We start from the raw sequence: 16,249 nt of genomic DNA on the forward strand, positions 1-16,249 counted from the left end.
TCCGCGGCCACCTCGGTCACCGTCGATCCGCCGGTCCGGGCGAGGACCTCGAGCACCGTGATGGCCCGGTCCACGGACTGGAGACCACCCGGGCTCGCCTCCTCGCAGCTGGCCTGGTCCTTTGCAGCATCACAGGTGATCCAGGGGGTGTGACCGTGGGGTGACATGACCTCAGGGTAGTCGCCCGTCACTGTCGAACCCCGGCCCGCTCCGCTTCGGAACCGAGCGATCTCGGACACCAGGTGTACGCAGCGCTCATGCTGTACAAGTCAAGCAGTCGACCCCTGTACGGTAACCCACGAACCTGAGTAAGTGAGGCCCTGCACAAACCCCCAGTGGCCGGGTGGCCACGACATGTCCGACCCCGAGACCAAGGACTACGTTGTGGTCCCCGCACCGCCAAATTCCTCGGTTGTACTCTCAGACCTCTTCTAGAGCTGCCTCCGGATTCCAGTCCTGCCATGGCCGTCCCGCCCATGACTGCTTCGGGTCAAGGGGGGACTGCCCTGTGACGTCGTAGACATTGATCCACGCTGACTCGTCCTGGGCGATAGGTTGCGCCCACGTGGTGGGGATGAACACGTCGAGGACCGCTTTGAAGGGTTGGAGGTGAAGTAGCCTGAAGCGATCCAGAGGGAGGATCGTGGACGACCGTACGATCGCCCGGGCACAAGCACGGATGATCCGCAAGTTCCTGGGTGAGGCCGGCTTCAGCATCGGGGACCTGTGGCGGAACGTCCCTGACAGTGCCGTGCACTTGGCCGAGTTGGAGATCGACGCCTTTCTGCACCATGCAGTGCATCTGGAGCCCAAGGAACGTGACCTGCTGGTCTTCACCGCCAACACCATGCTGGGCTGCCAGATCCCGTACAGCTGGGAGCTACGCCTCGACGACAACTAGAGCCACCCGGGCGAGGTCGCCGAGCCCTACCACCGGACATGAGGGAAGCGCCCCCGCCAGGGAGATGGCGGGGGCGCTTCGATCGGCGGCGCCGGGGGAACACCTGCCTTGTCACCCGGGGGTCGAAAGGTGATAGTTCCACGATAGATGTGAAGGTCTATTACTCGACAGCCAACTTACGATGTTCCTCAGTGGTAGATCAATTTTTTGGTGGTCCCCACTAGTGGCGACGCAGATAGGGCGGATTTTCTCACGCCATGTCCGTACCGTCGGAGGTGCGGCGACCGAAGCGGCACACAGGTTCGATGCGACATGATCCCTGGGGGGACACCGAACCTGCCGCTACCAGAGCCGGCTGCCGTAGAGAGCGCCCCCCTCATCCTCCTGAGTGCGGGCGCTCTCGTTCCACCCGCCGTGAAGCAAACGCCCCGCCCTACCGAAGTAGGACGTGTTACTTCGCTGCGCTGCTGGCTCCTTCGGCAGGGCTATTGTCTCCACGCGATGACTCCGCACCGGCTGGAAGAGAGCCGCGCTTTCCACGCCGCGCTATCGACGAGGTACCGGGTGAATCCCGCGCCGATCAACGCGCTGGAGCGTCACGCCGTCCTGAGCATGATGGCCGAGCTACTCGAGCATGCCGAGAAGACCATCCAGGCATGACGAAACGCCCCATCTGGCGGCGCGACGTGAGATGGGGCGTTCCTATGTCTATTTTGAGTCGTTGCGAACACGTGGAGGGTCAGGACACGGTGAGCAAGTTGGACGTGGAGGCCGCGACGCCCTACTTGTGGGCATGACACACCCCCACTTGGGACTGCCGCACCGATAGGTCAGGTCAGGGTGTCATCTATTCGTGCGGCAGTCCCGTCCTTCCGCGGGCGCGCCTGTGGGCGGGCACCCTTCGCCTACGGCCTCTCTATGCCATTCCCGCTGGGGCTCTGGGTCGGGCCGTCCTGGCGCATTTCGCGGACCTCGGAGCGGAAGATCCGCAACGACTGTCCGAGACTGCGGGCCATGCCAGGCAACCTCGGGGCCCCGAAAAGCACCACGACCACCAACAGGATGATCAGCAGCATCACGGGGTTGTCGAACAAACGAGCCATCGGGGAATCCCTTCATGACGTTGGCGGAACTGGTGAACTTGCCACGGCGCCCACCGTACAGAGGAACCTTTGCCGGCTCGGAGCTCAGGAGGTGAGGCTGAAGGTGCGCCCGAGGAAGGCCTCAAGCACCGCGGCCGCCTCCCGATGGGCTCGCGGATCCGGGACCCCGGGCACCCGATCGACCGCGGGTAATGAGTCGTGGAAGTGCCCGTGTAGCACCAGCAGCGCCGAGACGGCTTGGGCCAGATCGTCCTCGTGGCCGGCGGTGGCCTGCAACAGCCGCCGGTGCGCGCTACGCAGTGCCGGCCCCGGGGCGCAGCCCAGCTCCCGGGCCAACAGCCGCCGACACCGGTCGTAGGCCTGCAATCCCTCCACCGCCCGGTCGGTGGCCTCCAATCCGAGCACCAGCACCGTCCAGGCCCGCTCCTCCAATGGCTCCTGTCCCAACACGGCCCGGGCGTGAGCGAGTGCTTCCGGGGCCTGCCCCAGCTGGAGTGCCATTTCGGCGGCCAGCAGGCGGGCCTCTCGCACCCGGGTGGCGTGCACATCTCGCTGGGACTGGGCCCACTCACAGCCAAGTTCGTTCTCCAGCAGCGGTGCCGAAGCGATGTCCAAGGCCTGACCCAGCAGCCGGTAAGCCTCGTACGCGGGGGCGCACCGGGCCGACTCCAGCAGACGGTCGAAGCGGTGCAGGTCCACCTCCACCAGGGAGGCGTCCATGAGGTAGCCGCCGTTGGTGGTCTTCAACGGCCCCGTCGTGGCCTGGCCGGGCTGGAGGTGGCGGCGCAGGACACTGACATAGCTCTCCAGGGTCCCCATCGCACCGGCCGGGGCCGAATCCCCCCACAGCAGCTCCAGCAACCGGTGCTTGGACACCGGGGTCCCTGGGCGCAGCAGCAGGATCTCCAGGACCTGACGCTGACGCGGCCCGCCCAGCTCCTTGGCTGTCAGCACGTGCTCCCCTCGGCGCATTTCCAACGACCCCAAGACCCGTACCGACAACCGCTGGTCCGCACCGGTGCCACTCGACCGGCTTGCGCACGCATCACCAAACATCTGATCCCCCAGATCCATCAGGTTCCTCATGGTGAACGCATGCAATCTCGTGATCTACCCACACTTATGGGGATCCCCGCCCCGCACCAGCGGACACCGCCGCCGCTGGCGACACCGTCGCCTCCGGATGTCGTGACCCCGCGGTGCGGCAGCATTTCTGCACAGCCTCCTCGACCCCGGGTGGGTGCGGTGGACGATGCTGTGGTGGGTCGCCGGCAGGCCCGGCTGCTGCGCCGAGCTCTCGGACACCACGGTCCTTCTCCCTGCCGTGGCTCCTCCTCCCTGCCGTGGCTCCTCATCCCATCGGCTGCACCAGCATCATTAGCGCGCAGAGGAATCCCCGAAGCAGGACTTCAGGACCGGGGACGTGGTGCCCAAGAGCGGGGCCGCCAATGCGGCCCCGCGGCAAGGTGCGGGCTCTCAGCCGGCCCTGCCCACCACCGGTAGAGCACCAGGGTCATGGAAGACCTCCTTGACGGGACGGTCGAACAACCGGGCCAGAGCGAAGGCCACCGACAAGGACGGATCACACCGATTGTTCTCCACCGAGTAGATCGTCTGCCGCGAAACCCCCACAGCAATGGCCACCTGGCCCTGCGACAGATCCCGGGCCTGCCGCAAAGTCTTCAAGTCGTTACGCACGATCCACCCCCTTTGGTCACTCCGCTGACTGACGAGTGACCTTACCAACACCGAGGCCATCCACCGGGCCTGGAGCGCCAGCGGCCAAGCACAGTCCTCGTTCTCGACCGTATCCAGTAAAGGGAAACCACCCTGTCAGCACTACTCTTTTCTCCTAGGATCGGTTCCACCGCCCCGACGAACCGCAAGACGATGCTGCCCCAGGTACCTCAGCGACAACCCGGCGTGGCCCGCCCTAGGACCCCCCGCCGGGGAACCGTATTTGCATCATCGAGTTGATATGCCACCGGCTGGCCCGGCGGATTCCGGTGATCCTGTCCGGGGCTCCGTGGTGGAGCCAGTCGGTGTTGATCAGCTGTCAGTCGTCCCGGTGGGGGGATCGGGGCTGGTGCGGTTCAGTCGCTCACGGAGGGCACCACTCGTGCCGGGGAGCCCACTCCGACGGACTTCTCCGGGACCTCCTTGGTCACCACCATCAGCAGCGCCACGCGGAAATGCTGGCGCATCAGGGCACGAGGATGTTGACCTGCCGGCGGTCGGGTTGGATTATCGGCTATGAACGGGGCATCGGGCGCCATGGCCCTGCTCGTTCTACACCTCCCGTCGGCCCTGGGGGAGCCAGAGAGGCATCCCATGGATTTGATCGATCTTTCTTACATCACTCCGGAGACGCTCGGGCTTGTCGGGGGCAAAGTCTCCGGTCTGAGGGCCCTTATCGCTGCGGGTGAACGGGTGCCGGACGGGTTCTGCCTGACCACCGCGGCCTACCGCTCGGGCGCCATCCCGGAGCGGGATGTCCTGGCGGCCTATGAACACCTCGGTGGTGGCCCTGTTGCTGTGCGTTCCAGCGCGACGGCCGAGGACCTGCCGGGCGCCAGCTTCGCCGGCCAGCAGGACACCGTCCTCGACGTGGAGGGCGAGGACGCCCTGCTCGGGGCGATCCGGCAGTGCTGGAGCTCTCTGGACAGCGAACGCGCCGTCGCCTACCGGGCCGGGCAGGGTGTGGAGACCGGCGACCTGGCGATGGCCGTGATCGTGCAGCGCATGATCACCCCGAGTGCCGCCGGGGTGATGTTCACGGCCAACCCGCTGACCGGTACCCGCACAGAGACCGTCATCGACGCGGTCCCGGGGTTGGGCACCGGCGTCGTGGACGGCACCATGGACACCGACCACTACGTGGTGCCCGGGTACGGCCGGCTCCCCGGGGACCAGGGGCACGGCTGTCTCTCCCCCGATCAGCTGCGCGAACTCCAGCAGACAGGGCAGCGGGTGCAGCGCGCTCTCGGCGGCCCGCAGGACATCGAGTTCGCCTACGACGCGGAGGGTACGTTGTGGCTGCTGCAGTCCCGGGCCATCACCACTCTCTTCCCGCTCCCGCCCGGGACCGACCCGGTGCAGGGCGAGCCGCGTGTCTACATGGAGATCGGGCACATGCAGGGCCTACGGCGCCCGGTCACCCCCATGGGCGTGTCCGTGCTGCGGAAGACCACCCGCCGCTGGTTGCAGATCATCGATGTCGACGACGCCGTGGTCGATGCGTTCCTCCTCGACATCGGCGGCCGGCTGTTCATCGATCTCACCGGCTTCGTTCGTAGCCCGCGCCTGCACTCCCACGTTCCCGAGATGGTGCAGGTCTATGGCCCGGCCGTGGCGCAGGGCATGCGACGCGTCCTGGATGATCCCCGCTACGCGCCCCGTCCCGCTGGTGCCGGTCCGCGCGCGTTCTCCACCGGTGCGATCGCGCGGCTGCTGCTGGCCACCGTGCCTGCCTCGTTGTTCGGTGCGCTGCGGGCTTTGGCATGGCCGGCCGCAGCCCGCGAACGCGCGTTCCACGAACTCGAGCAGGTCCACAGCCAGACCTGGACCGAACCGGCGAACACGGCCAGCCGTATCCGATTCGCCGCCGGCCTGCAGGATGCCACGATGACCGGTCCGATGATGCGCTCCCTACCGCCGCTGTGGGCAGCGCTCATCGCCCAGGGGGTGGCCGGTTGGCTGTTGGACGGTGTGCTCCAGCGCGGTGAGCTGAACGCGACCCTGCGCGGTATGCCCCACAACGTCACCACCCAGATGGATCTGAAGCTCTGGTCCGTCGCTGAGACCGCCCGCCCGCACCGTGAACTGCTGATCAGCACCACCCCGGACGAACTCGCCGCCCGCTACGCCCGCGGTGAGCTGCCCGAGTTCGGCCTGACGGCCTTCCTGGAGGAGTACGGGCACCGCGGCAACGCCGAGATCGACGTCGGCTCCCCCCGGTGGGCCGAGGACCCCACCCCCGTGTTCGCCGCCCTCACCGGGTACCTGCAGGTCAACGACCCGGGCCAGGCCCCGCCCGCCCGGTTCGCCCGCGCCGCCGTCGAGGCCGAGGCTGCTCTGGCACAGCTCATCGAGCGCGCCATGCGCACCCGACCGGTGCGGGCCCGCCTCGCCGGTTCCCTGATGCGCCGGGCCCGGGAGCTGGCCGGACTGCGCGAGCTGCCCAAGTTCCTCTGGCTGACCCCGCTGGCTCAGGTGCGCCGGCAACTTCTCACCGCAGGAGCCGAACTCACCGAGCGCGGCCTGCTGGACCAGGCCGCAGACATCATGTTCCTGACCCTGGACGAAGCCCTCGACGCCGCACATGGGGCGGACCTGCGCCCAGTGGTGACCGGCCGGCGTCGGGAGCACCACCGTGAGGCCCGACGACGGCAGGTCCCGGGTCTGCTGCTCTCCGACGGCACGAACCCCATGGCTCTGCCCGATGACACCGCGGCCGAGTACGGGCCGGACGTGCTGGTCGGACAGCCCGCGGCCACCGGGGTCGCGACCGGGCCGGTGCGGATCGTCCATCACCCCTCCGAGGCGAGGCTGCGACCCGGTGACATCCTCGTCGCCCCGACCACCGACCCGGGCTGGACCCCGCTGTTCCTGACCCTCGGCGGACTCATCACCGAAACCGGCTCCCCCATCGCCCACGGCCCGACCGTGGCCCGCGAGTACGGCATCCCGGCCGTCATCTGCGTACCCGAGGCCACCACCCGACTCACCGAGGGCCAGATGGTCACCATCGACGGTGCCACGGGGCTGATCCAAATGCACGACACGGAACCCCTACCGAAACCCGGTCCGCCGCTAACCGGCCATGTGTAAGTCCGCTGGGTGGGTTAGTCGCATGTCCCGACGATGGGGAGTGTCTGCGGTGCCGAGGCGCGGAATCTGGCCGTGTTCCCGCGCCGATCATGGGTGCTTCAGAGTCCTCCGGTGACCCGCAGGGTCGTTCCGGTGGTGTAGGAGGCGTCTTCGGAGAGCAGCCAGGCCACCGCCCTGGCGATCTCCTCGGGGCGTCCGGCACGGCCCATCGGGATCGTCGCGGCGACCTTGGCCGGCCGGTCCTGGTACCGATGGAAATCCGTCCACACCGTGCCCGGGGCCCCCGCGTTGATCCGGATGTTCTCTGCGGCCAGTTCCTTGGCCAGACCCACGGTGAAGGCCTCCACCCCGGCCTTGGCCGCCGCGTAGTGCACGTACGTCCCGGGCCCGCCCAGCGACGCGGCGACCGATGAGATGTTGACGACGGCACCGCCACCGGCCTTCTTGAGCGGGCCGATGGCCTGCTGGGTGCAGGCGATGACCCCGAAGAGGTTGACCTCCAGGTCGCGCCGGATCGACTCGAGGTCGTTGGTTTCCAGCGGGCCCACCGCCGTGGCGGCCCCGGCGTTGTTGACCAACCCCGTCAGGGCCCCGAACGAGGCGACCCGGTCGAATGGCTCAGCGACCGAGCCCGGATCGGTCATCTCGACCGGCACGGTCAGGGCACGGCGGCCGCTGCGGCGCACTTGGTCGGCGACGTTCTCGGCGGCGGCGCGGTCCCGCCGGTAGGTGATCACCTGGTCGTGGCCGGCCGCGACCAGGCGGCGGCTGATCGCCGCCCCAATACCGCGGCCGCCACCGGTGACGACGGTCAGCTTGGTCGACATCGCGCTCCTCCTCCACCCCTGAGGTGTCAGTGACCGCCCACGCTAGTCGAGACCGCCACCGGAACACCCGGCAGCGACGAGAAGTTAGACACGGACAGCGCCATCAGGGCACCTGAACCAAGGGTCCGGTCGGCGCCCGCATAGGAACCCTTACTGCAGTGCCGTGGATTCAGTGGTCAATCGGACTTTCCGCAGTCTCCAACACACGAGCCACCACGGGACTCGCACCGCGGTATCGACCGAAAGCACCCGACCAGGAAGGGCACGGATCATCGGGCCCTCTCATCCGCGGGCGGCCTAGCGTGGACTTGTCACCACAAATGCAGGAGAGGTCGACCATGGAACCGTGGAACAGGGCGATGGCCCACATCGAGCAGCAGCTCACCGAGGGCGCCGCGCACCGGGGCGCCGGTGAGATCGATGTCGCCTCCCTGGCACGGATCACCCTGACCTCGCAGTACCACTTCCGGCGGATGTTCTCGGTTCTGGCGGGCATGCCCGTCTCGGAGTACATCCGGCGACGGCGCATGACGATCGCTGCTTCGCCCGTGCTCGCCGGTGAGGAACCGCTGCAGGACATCGCCGTGCGCTTCGGTTATGCCTCGGCTGACGCCTTCAGCAGGGCCTTCCGTGCCGTGCACGGGGTGGGTCCCGTCCAAGCACGCCGATCGGGTGCCGTACTGCGGTCCCAGCCTCCGCTGCGTTTCTCCCTCTCAGTAGAAGGAACACACCCGATGGACTACCGACTCCAGGACGAAACAGCATTCACGCTTCTAGGGCGACGGCGCAGGATGCCGCTGGTCCACCACGGCCCGAACCCGGCGATGGAGCAATTCCGCGAAGAGCTAGGTCTTAACGTGCTCAAGGACATCAGTGCTCTCTCCTCGAGGAGCCCTCGTGGCGTGCTGGCCGTGAGCACGGACTTCGCGGAGGACCGGGCCGACGGTAGCACCTTCGAGTTCTGGTTCGCGGCGGCCGCCGACCACCCCCCGAAAGCCGGCAGCGGGTACGAGACCCGGGAGGTCCCTGCTCACCGGTGGCTGGTGCTGCGCTCACAGAGCATGGACACCGTAGAGATCCAGCACCTGTGGGCGAGAGCCTACGGCAATTGGTTCCCGGCCAACCCCTACCAGCCGCTGGCAGAGCCCGAGCTACTGGCCACCGTCTTCGATCAGGACGGACGCCCAGATCACGCGGAACTGTGGCTGGCGATCGCACCCATCAACTGACTCCCCTACGGTCCTTGCGATCACCAACGCTGCAGACGCGGGCAAGCTACATCTCACGGCAACTCCAATCGCAACGCCCGAGGTGTGGCCCTCCCGCCGTGGCTCCGCCGTGATTGCCGTAGGACCACGACTTTGTAGATGGTGGGCGGTGCCGGGCGGTGATAGGTCTGTCAGTAAGCCCTCGCCTCAAGGGATTGCCCAGCTCGCTCAACCGCAAGGAGTCCCACGATGCGTCAGACCCAGCTTTGCTTCGCGTGCGACAGTCCGTGGATCCGGTGAGAGTTGCCGCCCTCGTCTACGCAGGGTTGCTAATCGTCGGCGCACTGGGCGCCGTCGCTGTGAGTGTCTACAACCAAGCAACGTCTTTTACCGGCCCCAGCGTGGTTCTACTCATGGGCGCTGTTGTCTTCTTCGGGGCACAAAGGCAAGGGCAAGGCTCGTCCAGGTACCCGAGTGATCAGATAGCTGCCGCGAGACCATGGCACGCTGGCCTCGACGGGTCCTTCCGCCGTTTTGCTCTCGCTCTCACCGGGGCCAGCGTCGGCATCGCCCTGGCCATGTTCGCGCTCATCGAGATATCCCGGCTCCAACACCCCACCGGGTTCCCCTTTGTGCCGGCCGGAGTATTCCTGCTCGGATGTCTATTGGCCTTCCTCGGCGCAGCCCTCGTCGTCGTCGACGCCGTGTACTTCCACCGCACCGGACGCCGCTTCTAGGGAACGCTCACCGCACTCCCCGCGGGTGAAATGTGCGTTCGTCTGACGGAGGTCACATGAGATCGCACCGCAGATAGCGTGGGCAGCACCTGACCCTTAGAGCATGGAGGAGTGAAATGACCGGGGAGAACGACGCCACACGAGGATTTTCCGCCCAGGAGCGAGCCGCCATGAAGGAGCGTGCTGCGGAGCTGAAGGTAGAAGCCAAGCGCTCGAAAAGCGCGCAGAAGGCTGCCGCTGAAGAGGCAGATCTGCTTGCGAAGATCGAGCAAATGCCCGACGGCGACCGGGAGATAGCCCAGCGTGTCCACGCGATCGTGACGACCGTCGCGCCAGATCTCTCCCCGAAGCTGTACTACGGTCAGCCCGGCTATGCCAGGAACGGGAAGGTCGTGGTCTTCTTCCGCAGTGGGCAGATGGACAAGGAACGCTACTCGACGTTCGGGGTGAGCACGCAGGCGACCCTCGATGAGGACAGTGGTTTCTGGCCTACCTCGTACGCGCTCATCGACCCGACGGAGCAGGCATGGGTACAGCTCGGCGATATCGTGCGGCGCGCTGCGGGAACGCAGCAGCCATGAGCGGATCAAGCGCAGCTGCGCTACGTGCTCGTCAGGTTGAAACCCGGATGGTGGTGTAACGCTTGATGGTCGCCCTCGGGCGAGGACCCAACCCGCATCGGGCACGTCCAGCGATACCGAGGGCTGAACAGCAAGCTCAGGAGGTGTCCGGTATCTGGCCATATGTAAAGCGACAACGACTCTATTCGCGGCTTCTGCACATCGTGAGGTTCCGGGTAACGGCGTTGAAGCTCCCCCAATGTGCTTCTCACCTGGGCCGATTCCGCTTTCGCACCGCAGCGCAAGGTGTCGTGCATGAGGTGGAGATAGTCTGCGCTCAGCGGGTCCATTCCCCTTATGACGTGGACATTCTCGGGCAATGATTGCGGTGCACGCAATCTGTGTGCAAGGACCGCAATCGATCTCCGGAGCCTGAGGACGGTCCCATGGACCAGGACGGCGACAACGTGCTGTTCGCTCCATTGGGTGGGCAAGCCCCTGATCCGGAGGCTGTCCTGGCCAGCGTCTTGGACGGATGGGCCCCTCAGCAACGATCGAGGAACTTCTCGCCGGCGACGATCCTTACCCGGTGCGATGTCGTGACAAGCCTCGTGGACTTCCCCTGAAGCGCCGACAGTCCCTATGACCTGCGATCACCGTAAATCCAGATAACGCATTTTCCCATCAGCAGGAGTGGAGCGGGACTGATGCATGGAGAGGTGACGTGAACTCTGCCATCATTGACGTTGCCTCTCCGCGTAACGGTTCCGAACGACGGCAGCCAAGACCGCATGAAGCATCAGGTAACCCCTTCGGCACGTCCCGGTCCGTCCAGCGGTCTGATCTCGGCCCGCGCCGGGGCAGTCCTGGGATGTCGTACTGCTGGGTGCCTACGAGGGCCCGGTGGTCCGGGTTCTGGCTTGCTGGGTCAGCGCAGGGTGTTGCGGATTGCGGTGCTGATTATGTCGACGAGGGCGGAGAGCACGATCAGCGCCAGGACGGTGCCGGCCATGGCCCCGAGGTCGAAGGCGACCCGCTGGTCTTCCAGCAGCCGTCCGAGTCCTCCGGCTCCGACGATGCCGACGACGACTGTCTCGCGCATGGCGACTTCCCAGCGGTACAGCCCGTAGGCGAGGAAGCGTCCACTGGCCTGGGGGATGATGGCGTACCCGAACGCGCTCACCGGTGGCGCCCCGGTGGCTATGAGGTGGTCGTGGGAGCGGCGGTCGAGGTTCTCCACGACCTCGGCGCAGAGTCGGCCCAGGATACCGAAGTTGTACACGCCCAAAGCCAGTGCCCCCGGCAGCGGGCCGGGCAGGAACAGGAACAGGAACAGCAGCGCCCAGACCGGGGGTGGCAGCGACCGGGTCACCAGCAGCACCCAGCGCGCCGCCGCCCCGGCGGCGCGGCGGCCCGGGGTGGTCCCGCCGCGGGCGGCCACGAAGGCCACGGCCACCGCTGCCAGGGCGGCGATCGTGCCGGCCACCAGGGACATCTGCAGCGTGACCAACGCTTCGGCCAGCAGGCGGGCCCACCCGCCCTCGGGCAGCCTCGGCGGCACCATCTCTGCCATCAGGCCGGTGAACAGCTCAACGGTCCGGGAGGAGAGCACCCGGGACAGATCCGGGCCCAGGTGCACCAGGGCCGCGACCACCGCCCCGAGGGCCACCGCCGCGGAGACACCGGGACGGAGGGCCCCGGTGGTGCGCCGGAGGCCGGCGCCCCACCGGTCGGCCACGGCTCCGACCGCGACGATGGTGTAGATCAGCGTCCACACCTCGGCGTGCCGGGACCCGGAGAAGCTCAGGACCAGTTCGAAGCCCAAGCCCCCGGCACCCACCATGCCGAGGATGACCGCGGAGCGGACCGCGCACTCGAACCGGTAGAAGGCGTAGGACACCAGCTCCGGCCACGCGATCGGCAGCACCGCGTACAGCAGCGCCGGTCCGCGCCGGGACCCGCTCGCGCGCAGCGCCTCGTAGGGTCCGCGGGCCGACTCGTCGATGATCTCCGCGTAGACCTTGGCCGTGATGGCCCCGAACGGGATCGCGATCGCCAGCACCCCCACCAGCGGGTGCCGTCCCAGCACGCTGAGCAGCAACAGCGCCCAGACGGCCTCGTGGATGCCCCGCGGCACCGCCAGCCCGAGCCGGGTGAGCAGCCAGCCGACCCGGCGCGCCGCCGGGCGGGTCCGGGTCCCCGGGCCGGTGGTGCCCCACCAGGTCTCCGAGATCAGCACCCCGACCACAAGCCCCACGAGGACCGCGAGCAGGGTGCCCAGCACCGCGAACGAGAGCGTGATCAGCGTCGCCCTCCCGGCCCTGACCAGGAACTGGACCGACAGCTCCGGGGACAGCGCGGCGGAGAAGAACTCGGCGACCAGCGGCCAGCCCGAAACGTTGAGGACCGGGCCCTCGGCGGTCAGCCAGCCGCCCACCGACCACACCATCGCCAGCACCCACAGGCCGGCCCACCCCCGCCCGCCGCCGGGCAGCCGCCACCGGCCGGTGGGATGCCCGGTACCGCCGGGCGCCTCCAGCCGGGTCAGCGCGGCCACGCCACTGGGTCTCATGGATCCGGGGTCAGGTCGTAGATCCGTTCGCCGGTGCCCTCGCCGACCTCCTCGACGGCGACGTCGAGGACCACCCGGCCCTGGCGCAGGCCCACGATCCGGTCGCAGTGGCGCACGGCCAGGTCGAAGTCGTGCAGACTCACCACCAGGGTGCGCCGTTCACCGGCCTGCCCGTCCATCACCCCGCAGAGCAGGCTCATCACCTCCTCGGCCCGGGCCGGATCCAGACTGGCCACCGGTTCGTCGGCCAGCACCAGGTCCGGGTCCTGGACCAAGACCCGGGCCAGGGCGACCCGCTGCTGCTCACCCCCTGAGAGCCGGTCGGTGCGCGCGTGCAGGTACGCGGCAATGCCCACCCGCTCCAGCGCGGCCCGCGCTTCCTCGACGTGGAGCGGACGGACCAGCGAACGCAGGGCCCGCAACCGGCTCCAGGTCCCGAGCCGCCCGGCGTTGACGTTGTGCACCACTTGCAGCGGCCCGATCAGGTTCAGCTGCTGATGCACCGCACCGATCCTGCCCCGCAGCGCCCGCAGGGCACCGGGAGAGGCCGCCGTCGGGTCGACGCCGAGGACCTCGACACGGCCCCCGATGGGGGTCACGGTGCCGTTGGCGAGTCCGAGCAGGGTGGACTTGCCCGCCCCGCTGGGCCCGACCAGAGCCACCCGCTCCCCCCGGCGCACGGACAAGTTGATCCCGTCCAGGGCCAGACGGTTCCCGTAGGCCACGCTCACGCCCTGCAACCGCAGGGCGGCATCAGCGTCGTCCCGGCTGGCCTCCCACCGTGGCGTCACGGCTCACGCACGGTTCATCGGATCAGGTTGAGGGTGCGGGCGATCTCTTCGATCCGGTCGTAGTCGGCAGGCTCGGCCGGGATGATCGCCTCCGCCCCGTACTTTTCCAGCAGCGCAGTCTCCTCAGCGTCCGAGCCGTCCAGGTCCAGCAACGCCTGCCGCAGCCCGTCAGTGAACCCCGCCCCGAAGCGTTCGTCCAAACCGGGGGCACCGACCCAGTGGTAGTCGGCGTACTCCGGGGTCATGAAGATCTCCTGCACCGTGTCGGTGTCCACCGACCCGGCCGCGGTGCGCGCCTGCCAGACCTGCTGGTTCAGCGCCCCCACCTCATAACTGCCGGCCTCCACCAGATCGATCGTCAGATCGTGCGAGCCCGAGAACCCGGGCTCCCCGGCGAAGTCGGCCGCCGGGTCGATCCCGGCCTGGTCGAGGAAGTAGGCCGGCATCAGCCGGCCCGAGGTGGAGGACTCGCTGCCGAAGGTGAACCGGGTCCCTGCCAGCTCCGACAGGCCGGCGACGTCGTCGATCGGCTCCAGTCCGGCATCACGGTGGGCGATGAAGACGCTGCGGAAGCGTTCGTCGATGTCCCGCTGGGCCAGCACACTCGCCCCCTCAGTGCGCAACCTCGCCTGCACCCCGGTCAAGCCCCCGTAGAAGACCAGATCCAGATCACCAGTGCCGAACAGGCTCACCGAAGCCGCGTAGTCACTGACCGGGACGTACTCCACCTCCACGTCGAGCTCCTCGGCCAGGTACGCCGCCATCGCTTCCTCCCGCTCGGCCAGGTCGGAGGGGTCCACGTCGGGGATCGCACTGACCCGCAACGGACCGGCCCCCTCCCCGACATCGGCGGCACCGCCGCAACCGGCCGCGACCAGGGCCACGGCCACACCGATCACCGCGGCTGACAGGGAACGAGAACGCCTCACCATCGACATGACCGCATCCTACGGCCCTCCCCCGGCCACTTGGTGGCGACAGCGGGCGGGCGGAAAACATTCGGCCCGCCCGGTAATCTTCGCGTCCGAGCCGCACCGGACGGTTCCCTGAGCAACATCAGCCCCCGCCCCAAGGCCGACTCGGGGGACCGATCACCCCGGCAGATCAATCAGGAGAAGCGCGATGCACATGTTCCGCCGGCCCTGCAGAGATGGGTGTGGGCGTCAGCGCCCCAGGGCCGACGCACGGCTACCGTCACTGGATGTCCGTAAACCCGCCATATGTAAAGCAAAGGGGACGGAGCCGCTTTTGGCTGTGCTGTCCACGGTCTACCTGGCACTATTTCCGGAGAGCGGGATACCGCATCTGTGGAAGGGGGTGTTCATTCTGCGCCTTCGGAGTTCTCGCGGTGGAGCAGCTCGGAGGTGTATCGCCGAGCTCACCGACCGCGACGGCATCACCTCGGTCTACCGCTACGGACCCGAAGCACTAATCATCAATGCCCCCCCGACTGGGACGACACCCGCTTGAAGCTGTGGCTGATCCTGTGGCTGCAACGCCACCTCCCCACCGACGACTGAGCACGACCGCACTCCACCACCCCCCTGCGTTCCCGGCTGCGCCAGCGGTCCGACGCACTCAGGTGTGCAAAGTGACCGAAGGCGCCTGCCCATAGCGGTCGCGGTAGGCGGCGGCGAAGCGCCCGGGATGGGCGAAGCCCCAGCGGGCGGCGATCACCGCCACGCTCACCCCCGTCGCGGGATCAGCGGCCACCAGATCGGCGTGAGCGGCCTCCAACCGTCCCGCGCGCAGATACCCCAGCGGCGTGGTCTCCTTCTCACGCCGGAACGCCGCTTGCAGCCCCCGGGGACTCATCCGGGCGGCGGCGGCGATCTCAGCCAGACCGATCGGCTCGCTCAGGTGGGCATCGATGAACGCCACCGCCCGCCGCACACCCCCGGAACCGGTCCAGGGTGCTGGGGCGGGGGCCCGGAGGCGCTCCAGGAACGAGTTCGGGAAGGTGTGCAGCAAGGCGGTGACCAGAGACCGAGTCATCTCTGCTCGCAGCAACGGGTTGCTCATCACCTCGTCACCGGACTGCAAGGTCCGGCCCAGATGGGTGAGTCCGGCCGACTAGTACCGGCCCAGGGCCGGACTCACCGGTATCGCCCCGGTGAACTCCAGGCGCAACGTCTCGGATCCCAGCAAGGCCCGGGCCTGGCCTTGGACCACCGCAGCGTCCAAGGACGCTGTCAGAATGTCCAGCCCCTCCCACCGGCTGAGGTAGGGGCCCTGGGGCAACAAGAACGGGCCCTGGCACACCACAGCGTCCCGGCCACTGGACACATCAACCGTCCCTGCCAGCACCTGCCCGACCCGCAGCACCCCAGGGTGCTCCCCCACCCCACCCGCCGGGGCCCCCTGCCAACACACCCGTTCCAGACCCACCGCCCCCACCCCGGCCGTGGACACGCGCATCGAGAAGTCCCCATCCACCCCCCGGCGCGACCCCCGGACGGCATAGACCTGCTCCAGCACAGCCAGGCCCTCGGCCCGGTCGCGGGTGGCAAACACCGACCGACGCACTCTCTCCCCCATGCCCTCGAAACTATGCCCTACCATCGGTTCCGTCGATGCCCTGGCACAAAGCCCGCGAGAGGAACCCCGGGTTCTTGCGGTGGTTGCAACACTGAGCGTTGGGGGTGGTGTTGTGGGTGGGTACTCGATCTTGATCAGGCCGGATCTGCTCCAGGTGTTTTGGGAGCGGATGCAGGCCGGGG

14 protein-coding genes are annotated in these 16,249 nt (G+C 67.9%); 6 read left to right on the forward strand and 8 right to left on the reverse strand.

Features of this window, described 5'->3' with window-relative positions; translation table 11 throughout:
* Positions 1–643: 643 nt before the first annotated feature.
* Positions 644–901: a hypothetical protein gene (locus RE027_RS17205; RefSeq protein WP_368809523.1), complete on the forward strand. Its 258-nt coding sequence runs from the start codon at positions 644–646 to the stop codon at positions 899–901.
* A gap of 501 nt (positions 902–1,402) precedes the next feature.
* On the forward strand, positions 1,403–1,561 hold the full coding sequence (locus RE027_RS17210; RefSeq protein ID WP_368809524.1) for a hypothetical protein: 159 nt from the start codon (positions 1,403–1,405) through the stop codon (positions 1,559–1,561).
* Between the two features lie 245 nt (positions 1,562–1,806).
* On the opposite strand, the gene tatA is transcribed toward RE027_RS17210, so the two are convergent.
* The 3 genes from tatA to RE027_RS17225 all read right to left on the reverse strand — a co-directional run bounded on the left by tatA (position 1,807) and on the right by RE027_RS17225 (position 3,702).
* Positions 1,807–2,004, reverse strand: a complete 198-nt coding sequence (tatA, locus tag RE027_RS17215) for a twin-arginine translocase TatA/TatE family subunit (protein ID WP_368809525.1) — start codon at positions 2,002–2,004, stop codon at positions 1,807–1,809.
* Positions 2,005–2,088: 84 nt separating this feature from the next.
* The gene (locus RE027_RS17220) at positions 2,089–3,090 is read right to left on the reverse strand and encodes an AfsR/SARP family transcriptional regulator (RefSeq protein WP_368809526.1); all 1,002 of its coding nucleotides are present in this window, start codon (positions 3,088–3,090) and stop codon (positions 2,089–2,091) included.
* A gap of 390 nt (positions 3,091–3,480) precedes the next feature.
* Entirely contained in the window at positions 3,481–3,702 is a 222-nt protein-coding gene (locus RE027_RS17225; RefSeq protein WP_368809527.1) for a helix-turn-helix transcriptional regulator, read from the reverse strand.
* A gap of 732 nt (positions 3,703–4,434) precedes the next feature.
* Between RE027_RS17225 and RE027_RS17230 the strand changes: the two genes are divergently transcribed.
* Complete coding sequence (locus RE027_RS17230) at positions 4,435–6,834, forward strand: PEP/pyruvate-binding domain-containing protein (RefSeq protein ID WP_368809528.1); 2,400 nt, start codon at positions 4,435–4,437, stop codon at positions 6,832–6,834.
* A gap of 98 nt (positions 6,835–6,932) precedes the next feature.
* On the opposite strand, the gene RE027_RS17235 is transcribed toward RE027_RS17230, so the two are convergent.
* Positions 6,933–7,661, reverse strand: a complete 729-nt coding sequence (locus RE027_RS17235) for an SDR family NAD(P)-dependent oxidoreductase (RefSeq protein ID WP_368809529.1) — start codon at positions 7,659–7,661, stop codon at positions 6,933–6,935.
* A gap of 359 nt (positions 7,662–8,020) precedes the next feature.
* On the opposite strand from RE027_RS17235, the gene RE027_RS17240 reads away from it, so the two are divergent.
* From RE027_RS17240 to RE027_RS17250, 3 genes are all read left to right on the forward strand, one after another.
* Complete coding sequence (locus RE027_RS17240) at positions 8,021–8,890, forward strand: AraC family transcriptional regulator (protein ID WP_368809530.1); 870 nt, start codon at positions 8,021–8,023, stop codon at positions 8,888–8,890.
* Between the two features lie 254 nt (positions 8,891–9,144).
* Entirely contained in the window at positions 9,145–9,606 is a 462-nt protein-coding gene (locus tag RE027_RS17245; protein ID WP_368809532.1) for a hypothetical protein, read from the forward strand.
* Positions 9,607–9,722: 116 nt separating this feature from the next.
* Positions 9,723–10,187, forward strand: coding sequence for a DUF1801 domain-containing protein (locus tag RE027_RS17250; protein ID WP_368809533.1), 465 nt, complete (start codon positions 9,723–9,725; stop codon positions 10,185–10,187).
* Positions 10,188–11,094: 907 nt separating this feature from the next.
* Here RE027_RS17250 and RE027_RS17255 read toward each other — a convergent pair.
* The 4 genes from RE027_RS17255 to RE027_RS17270 form a co-directional block, all read right to left on the reverse strand.
* Complete coding sequence (locus tag RE027_RS17255; protein WP_368809534.1) at positions 11,095–12,738, reverse strand: PhnE/PtxC family ABC transporter permease; 1,644 nt, start codon at positions 12,736–12,738, stop codon at positions 11,095–11,097.
* Positions 12,735–13,529 carry a phosphonate ABC transporter ATP-binding protein gene (locus tag RE027_RS17260; RefSeq protein WP_368809535.1) on the reverse strand — a complete coding sequence of 265 codons (795 nt, stop codon included), beginning with the start codon at positions 13,527–13,529 and terminating at the stop codon, positions 12,735–12,737. Before RE027_RS17260 ends, RE027_RS17255 begins: the two co-directional genes overlap by 4 nt.
* Before the next feature lie 14 nt (positions 13,530–13,543).
* A complete protein-coding gene (locus RE027_RS17265) occupies positions 13,544–14,467 on the reverse strand; it encodes a putative selenate ABC transporter substrate-binding protein (protein ID WP_368809536.1) in 924 nt (307 codons plus the stop codon).
* Positions 14,468–15,107: 640 nt separating this feature from the next.
* Positions 15,108–15,551, reverse strand: a complete 444-nt coding sequence (locus RE027_RS17270) for a helix-turn-helix transcriptional regulator (protein WP_368809537.1) — start codon at positions 15,549–15,551, stop codon at positions 15,108–15,110.
* Positions 15,552–16,249 lie beyond the last annotated feature (698 nt).

The sequence above is a fragment of the Kocuria sabuli genome (assembly GCF_040981185.1).
Lineage (GTDB): Bacteria > Actinomycetota > Actinomycetes > Actinomycetales > Micrococcaceae > Kocuria > Kocuria sabuli.